This is a genomic window from Christiangramia aquimixticola (genome assembly GCF_048285835.1).
Classification (GTDB): domain Bacteria; phylum Bacteroidota; class Bacteroidia; order Flavobacteriales; family Flavobacteriaceae; genus Christiangramia; species Christiangramia aquimixticola.
Genome location: NZ_JBLVTL010000001.1, coordinates 466,867 through 467,077, shown reverse-complemented (window position 1 = coordinate 467,077; position 211 = coordinate 466,867).

Below are 211 nucleotides of genomic sequence, written 5' to 3'. Positions count from 1 at the left end.
GGTCTCCCGCTCTAAATTTAATTGAATCAGGAAATCCCCCGGTCGTTAAGTGGTTTGAATAAAAGGTGTTTGTCCTTTAAGATTTCAAACTGTTTATTTAAAATTATCCAAATTGGGTTATATCGGCTTAATACCTCACTCCTGATCTTTTCCATAAGCCCCTAAAGGTTTATGGATATCGCTGTTTAAAACAGTCAATTGTCTGGCCGAC